General features: G+C 53.1%; 8 protein-coding genes. 1 reads left to right on the forward strand and 7 read right to left on the reverse strand.

From position 1 onward, the window contains the following. From AADEFJLK_RS26195 to AADEFJLK_RS23080, 6 genes are all read right to left on the reverse strand, one after another. Positions 1–159 (reverse strand): ABC-three component system middle component 6 (locus AADEFJLK_RS26195; RefSeq protein ID WP_428839039.1); only part of this gene is annotated, 159 nt, incomplete at its 3' end. After that, positions 156–1,157: an SMEK domain-containing protein gene (locus AADEFJLK_RS23060; protein ID WP_088620820.1), complete on the reverse strand. Its 1,002-nt coding sequence runs from the start codon at positions 1,155–1,157 to the stop codon at positions 156–158. The genes AADEFJLK_RS23060 and AADEFJLK_RS26195, both read right to left, overlap by 4 nt. A 345-nt stretch (positions 1,158–1,502) precedes the next feature. Beyond that, complete coding sequence (locus tag AADEFJLK_RS23065) at positions 1,503–3,269, reverse strand: hypothetical protein (protein ID WP_211299327.1); 1,767 nt, start codon at positions 3,267–3,269, stop codon at positions 1,503–1,505. A gap of 136 nt (positions 3,270–3,405) precedes the next feature. Next, positions 3,406–3,927, reverse strand: coding sequence for a helix-turn-helix domain-containing protein (locus AADEFJLK_RS23070; protein WP_103975959.1), 522 nt, complete (start codon positions 3,925–3,927; stop codon positions 3,406–3,408). 37 nt (positions 3,928–3,964) lie between these two features. Continuing rightward, positions 3,965–4,213 carry a hypothetical protein gene (locus AADEFJLK_RS23075; RefSeq protein WP_103975960.1) on the reverse strand — a complete coding sequence of 83 codons (249 nt, stop codon included), beginning with the start codon at positions 4,211–4,213 and terminating at the stop codon, positions 3,965–3,967. After that, positions 4,197–4,757 (reverse strand): hypothetical protein, encoded by a 561-nt coding sequence (locus AADEFJLK_RS23080; protein WP_103975961.1) that lies wholly within the window; start codon positions 4,755–4,757, stop codon positions 4,197–4,199. The genes AADEFJLK_RS23075 and AADEFJLK_RS23080 overlap by 17 nt, the downstream gene beginning before the upstream one ends. On the opposite strand from AADEFJLK_RS23080, the gene AADEFJLK_RS23085 reads away from it, so the two are divergent. Next, positions 4,756–5,142 (forward strand): hypothetical protein, encoded by a 387-nt coding sequence (locus AADEFJLK_RS23085; RefSeq protein ID WP_103975962.1) that lies wholly within the window; start codon positions 4,756–4,758, stop codon positions 5,140–5,142. The genes AADEFJLK_RS23080 and AADEFJLK_RS23085 overlap by 2 nt on opposite strands. A gap of 14 nt (positions 5,143–5,156) precedes the next feature. Here AADEFJLK_RS23085 and AADEFJLK_RS23090 read toward each other — a convergent pair whose 3' ends face one another. Further along, positions 5,157–5,537, reverse strand: coding sequence for a single-stranded DNA-binding protein (locus tag AADEFJLK_RS23090; RefSeq protein WP_103975963.1), 381 nt, complete (start codon positions 5,535–5,537; stop codon positions 5,157–5,159). Between the last annotated feature and the right edge of the window lie 170 nt (positions 5,538–5,707).

A 5,707-nucleotide genomic window follows, 5' to 3' on the forward strand; every position in this document is an offset into this window, starting at 1 on the left:
AAGCTTATCAATCGAAATGGGCTTATGGTAAGTTTTGTTAACCTTATCCAGTAAATCATCAACAGATAACTGGCCGTGCTCGGCCAATAGCTTTAATACGCACGACCCTATAACAATCAAAGAATCAACAGGTTGTATGATTTTTGTCGGCATAATCATGACTCATGCACCCCGATATCGCACAATTCAAAGAAATACGCGATAATAATCCACGCGATATTCATCGCGTTAAAATCTTTAATATCCATTTTTGCTTCAATCGCCTCATGCAACTTATAAATGGTTTTATTAAAACAAACCGCGTATTGCCGTGCCAAGCCATGTAATTCCGCTAACGATTTAGATTCTAATTCAGAGCGGCGGACTGCTGCGTGCAATTGCGCCATCAAAATGGTTTTGTAAAGCTCATCCACTACAAATCCTCTTAATGTCGTCAAAAGATTGTTTTCTTGCGATATGCTTTCAACAATATCCCGATAATCCAACCCTTTGTTAATTTCACTGGCGATCCTATTGTTGATATTATTCAACTTTAACTTTTCATGGCTATCCACATTGCCAAAATCATCGTTATACATTGGTTTAATTGTTGATTTTTGTCCTATCAAATGCCTAAAAATTAAATCCAAAACGATTTCATCCGTATATCTGCCGCTTTGGCTTTCAAAATACCGTTTATTTAACCCAATCAATCGAGTCGTCTCAAGATTGTTTATATCCTTGATTAAATCTTTATGATCATGGAGACAATCGATAATATTGACATTGAATCGGGCATTAATCTCCGTGATTGTCTCTTTTTTCAACGTTGCTTTACCTAAAAGAAAAAATAGCTTTATCCGGTAGCCCTGATATTCTGGCTTTTGCAAAGCAACAAGGGTATTTTCAATCTTAGCCTTTGTTTTTGTTGTCGTAATTTGATAAGCAAGCTTGCTTCCTTTATCCACTAAATCTACACAAGGGCTGTTAGCACTATCAAAATTAGCGTTTTCCAACTTACATGGCGCGTAAACATAATTAAAAATATCCCTAAAATAATTTTCGCCATGAATATTAAGCGATAAGTCATTGATTACCTGGTGCTGCTCAATATCATATCGGATAATAGCAAGTGTTCTGCTGATATTGTCAAATGCGGACTTTCTTTTATCAATCATTAGTAATGTTATGCTTAAGCTGTGTTACGGTCTTTTTAAACGGCTCACTTTTGTCGCTCAAGTTTTACCTGTTCTTGTGGAAAAGCAATGCACTTTGTTTAACAAGCAAACCGGAAAAAACCTATCGGCTGTTACGGGTTTACCCTATATATACTCCAAACGGTCAATTTTTCGGTTTTTTTGGTAGGGTACGCTGTGCGTACCTTTAAAAACCCTCATAAAATCAGTGCAAAAGGTACGCACAGCGTACCCTACAGTAAATTGTAAAAGCCGAAAACTTGACCGTTCAGAGTATAGTTAGGATAACAATATCAGTGCCGCTAACGGTATTATGTAAAGAGGCAATCATAACTGACTGCCTACATTAGGTAAATGTAAAAATCCCCCACACCCCAAATCCCCCGCCGCCACCCGCCAGCCCGTCTCCCCACACAGCCCATCAACAAACGCCCGGCACTGCCCACACACCGCCTTCCCGCCAACATCCACATCCGCCCCAGCCTCCGCCACCCACAACCGAGCCAAAGCCGGGGCCGAACTGCTCTGATACCCCGAAAACACCATCATCACCGCATCTGCCCGGTTCGGCGACGCGCTGCCGTTCGGCGCCTTATCCACCAGCAACTTCCCCGCGCCATTAAACCGATATGTCGGTCGCGCCAGTTCCGAAGTCAGCAAGGCCAACTCCGGCAGCGTACCCGACAAAGAAATAATCCCGTCCGGGTCAAAATCCGCACCGTGCAGCGCCGCATAGGTCAACTCAAAACGCTTGCGCAACGCCCACCACCACTGCGCCTTGGCATTGGCAAAATAATCCTGATGGCTACGCCCCGCGCCCTCCCCCGCCTCCAAACGCGCCAGCGGGTCAGTCACCGCATCCGACCCCCGGAACATCGCCACCGCCAGTTCCGGCAAACCCGCCGCCTCGCGCTGCCCATTCAGCACCCGCGCGTCACCGCGCACCCCCGCCCCCAAACCGTCGCCGTCATAACAAAACTGCCCTAACTGCCAAGCGTCGCATAAACGGAACGCCCGCTGCGTGGTGCTAAAAATATCCTCCAACTTCCCGCTCCACGCCTCGACATGCGTCAACACCACCCCATGGCGCACGGCAAACGCATTCAAATCCGCGCCCCGGTCAGCCACATCCAACGCCCCCATCTGCACCCCACTAGGGCTGATGCCCAAACGCAGATGCGCATCGACCGCCGCTTGCAGCCACTCATTAGGGATAATCACCGCCTCCACCGACGCGGCATAATTGCGGTCAATCTCCTGCGCCACCACCACCGGCGACAACAATTCCCGTTGCTTCTGATACCACGCCTCATCCTTGCGTGGGTCTTCACGCCAATCAAACACAAACACATCAATCTTACCGCCGTGGCGTTTTTGCGCGAACGGGTTGCCCATGCCGTTAACCGACGACAAATCAATCCGGCAATGCGTGGTCTGCGACAATGACGCATCCACCAACAAAGGCCGCTCCAAAAACGCCGCCTCATCGACAAAATAAAACGAACAGCGGTCGCCCCGGCCTATGCCGTCGCCCGCCTCCCCCGTCATCACCGACCCGGTGGCCGGAAAGCTCAGGCGCAAATGCGGCGCGTGCTTCGTCACATCAAAACCGCCCTTAAACTCCCTAGGCAACAAAGCGACAAACTGCCGGGCTTTCCAAAACAATGACTTGGGCGAACCGATCTTATCGACATACTCCTCCTTACGCGACCCGAACCCCGCCACCACCCCATCGTGAAACAGGCACACCGTCGCCGCCGTCGCCACACTCAACCACGACAAGCCCATATCCCGGCTCTTCTCGGTCAAGCCCGGCTGCTGCGCCTGCCACCTGCCCATAAACCACTCCACCCACTCACGTTGGCGCGGGAACAACACAAACGGGATCACCGCCGGCAAGCCCCGCTCGACATTGCGCGGGTCAAACGTACAGCCCCAGTCGCTGATAAAATCCGCCGGATGGTCGCGGTAATACTGACGCAAATACGCCAACTGCCCCGGCTCACCGCGCAACTGCCGCAACCGCGCCACCCGCCAACGCAACACCTGCACATAATCGGGATTTTTAAAATCGAAGGGGAAAGGTAGGGTCATAGAGAGGTTACAAAAAAAACTAAACAGACAAAAGGCATGAGATAACGCAGACAGCAACTCAGTAGCACAAGCCTTGGAGCGCGGGCATCTTGCCCGCCACTTGCGGGCAAGATGCCCGCGCTCCGCCAGCCCAGCCTCAATCCTTACCCATAAATGCCTGATAAACCCGCGCCGCCTCCTGCGGATCATCCGGCAAGGCTGGCAACACTCCGTCGCCCTGCGCCTGTGTGGCGACTTGGTTAGCCTTCAGCAAACTCAAGCCAATCTGCCCCGCCGCATGGGCCACTTTGGTCAACGCCGCAATCGCCTGAAGCGCCTCGCTGCTATCCAATGGGTTCGCCTCATCCAGCTTCGCCAATTGGCCATGGGCGATAACCGCCAAACGGTGCGCCGTCATCGCACTGTGCTGGGCCGCCCCCGCCAGATGCGCGGCGATACTGGCCAAATCGGCAGGTGCCGCCGTCTGCATCTGCTCCTGCTGCACCGCCTGCACCTGCTCAGTGACGGCCTGCATCCGCCGGGCATAATTGCCCAAACGGTTACTGATGGTCTTACGCGCCACTCCATACTCCTCCGCCAAAGCTTGGCGCGTCTCCCCCGCCAACAAGCGTTCGGCCAGCTCATGCCATTGTTGCGGGCTTAACAGCGGTTTAGACATCGGCTTTTAATGCTATAAAAAAATCGTAACCGTTCACCTATCCCACCGCCAGACCCGCCACATATTCGGCGTTATTGACCGGCGATTTCTGGTCATTTTGCACACACTGGTATAAAAACTTGCCTTTAATGCTCAACCCGCACACACACAGCACCTTCACTTCCGACCCCGACTCCGAATGCCCGCAATTGGCGCATTTAAATTCCCTAACCCCCGCCGCCAACGGCGCGGACAAAATCCGCCCCAAGCAATAACGGCACACATGTTGTTCAAGCGAATAAGTCATATTGAAACGGCACTCCTCTTGTTAAAGACAACGGCAAGGCGGCTTTTTCGACATCACCGCGCCGCACCAACTCCACCCACACCTCCGCCATCGAGGTGACATTATCCCGATACACCCGCAACAGCGAACGGCTTACCACCAGCAACGCCACGTCGGCAATCTTAATCCTCGGCGGATTACCGCGCCGATTCTTGCCGCTCTTAAACTCCAACTGGCGGTTATAACAACTGATGCACAATTTTTTGCCGATCAAGCGTTGCGCTTGGGCTTGGCAACGCGAGCAAGTGTGCGACAAATCCACCCGCACCGCCTTAACCCCCGCATGGCCCGCCCCCACCGCACAGCCCTTACAGACCAAAAAATTGCCGCTCAAATACCGCTGCTTACAGGTTTGCACCTGCAATGTCGCCGTCAACTTCTCACAATAAAACCGCGCCGCCTCTTCCATACCGCCCTCCTTACCAAACCGCTTTAAAAACCCATACCGCCCGATAAGCCAAAGGGCTATAATCAAAAATTTCGCCAACCCAGAACTTGCCGCCATGACCAAAATCCGCCTGCTCATCGCCCTCGGCCTTATCGGCCTCAGTAACGCCCAAGCCGCTACCTGCACCCGCGCCGATCTGACGGGCTATTGGAAAATTTACACCGTTTTTAACGCCGTCAGCCGCTGCACCCTGATCATGCCCGCCAGCGGTACTGCCCCAGCAGCCGGTTCCAACTGCCTCGTACCGACCGCCCAGCCCGTCGCCCTGACCGGCAACATCAACATCACCGCCGATTGCCGCCTCTACGGCAGCATCACCCTAGGCGGCACAACCCGCGCCATTGATGCCTACATCAGCAAAGGCAAAGACAGCCTATCCGGCATTGGCTGGCAACCCGGCAACACCGGCAGCGGCGACCAATTTTCCGGCGTTAAGCAATAGGCCAACCGCCGCGCCTAAAACGGAATATCGTCATCATAATCCGCCGTAGCCACCGGGGCGGGTGCGGCGGCGGGACTATCCTTACGCCCACCCACCAACTCCAGCACCTGCGCGGTCAACTCCAACGCTGTCTTTAAAGTGCCGTCTTGACCTTGATACTGGCTTTGCGTCAGCTCGCCCGACACAAACACCGCCTGGCCTTTTTTCAGATACTCCACCAGCCGCCCCTCCGCCCGCTTACCGAACACCGCCACCCGCACCCACAAAGTCTGCTGCTTATCGCCAAAGCCGATATTATTGGCGACATTCACATTCAGCACCGCCAAACCCGCCGCCGTATAGCGCACCTGCGCATCATTCCCCACCGTACCGACAAAACTAAACACATTACTCATATAGCCCTCTTGATTGATTAATTAACCTTTTTATCTCTACACCCCTCTCCCTCCTGAGCAAAGCCCCCCTAAGCCAACAGCGCACTAATCGCCCGCCAACGCTCACGCAACTGCGGATCCGCCACCTCAGCAACCGCCACCTTGCCCGTCAACAGTCCCCCCAACACGCC

This window comes from Methylovulum psychrotolerans (genome assembly GCF_002923755.1).
In the GTDB taxonomy this organism is placed as follows: Bacteria; Pseudomonadota; Gammaproteobacteria; order Methylococcales; family Methylomonadaceae; genus Methylovulum; species Methylovulum psychrotolerans.

Coding starts and splice junctions, on each gene's coding strand:
- AADEFJLK_RS23060 (WP_088620820.1), bottom strand. CDS start 1,157: ATGATTGATAAAAGAAAGTCCGCATTTGACAATATCAGCAGAACACTT.
- AADEFJLK_RS23065 (WP_211299327.1), bottom strand. CDS start 3,269: ATGACCCTACCTTTCCCCTTCGATTTTAAAAATCCCGATTATGTGCAG.
- AADEFJLK_RS23070 (WP_103975959.1), bottom strand. CDS start 3,927: ATGTCTAAACCGCTGTTAAGCCCGCAACAATGGCATGAGCTGGCCGAA.
- AADEFJLK_RS23075 (WP_103975960.1), bottom strand. CDS start 4,213: ATGACTTATTCGCTTGAACAACATGTGTGCCGTTATTGCTTGGGGCGG.
- AADEFJLK_RS23085 (WP_103975962.1), top strand. CDS start 4,756: ATGACCAAAATCCGCCTGCTCATCGCCCTCGGCCTTATCGGCCTCAGT.
- AADEFJLK_RS23080 (WP_103975961.1), bottom strand. CDS start 4,757: ATGGCGGCAAGTTCTGGGTTGGCGAAATTTTTGATTATAGCCCTTTGG.
- AADEFJLK_RS23090 (WP_103975963.1), bottom strand. CDS start 5,537: ATGAGTAATGTGTTTAGTTTTGTCGGTACGGTGGGGAATGATGCGCAG.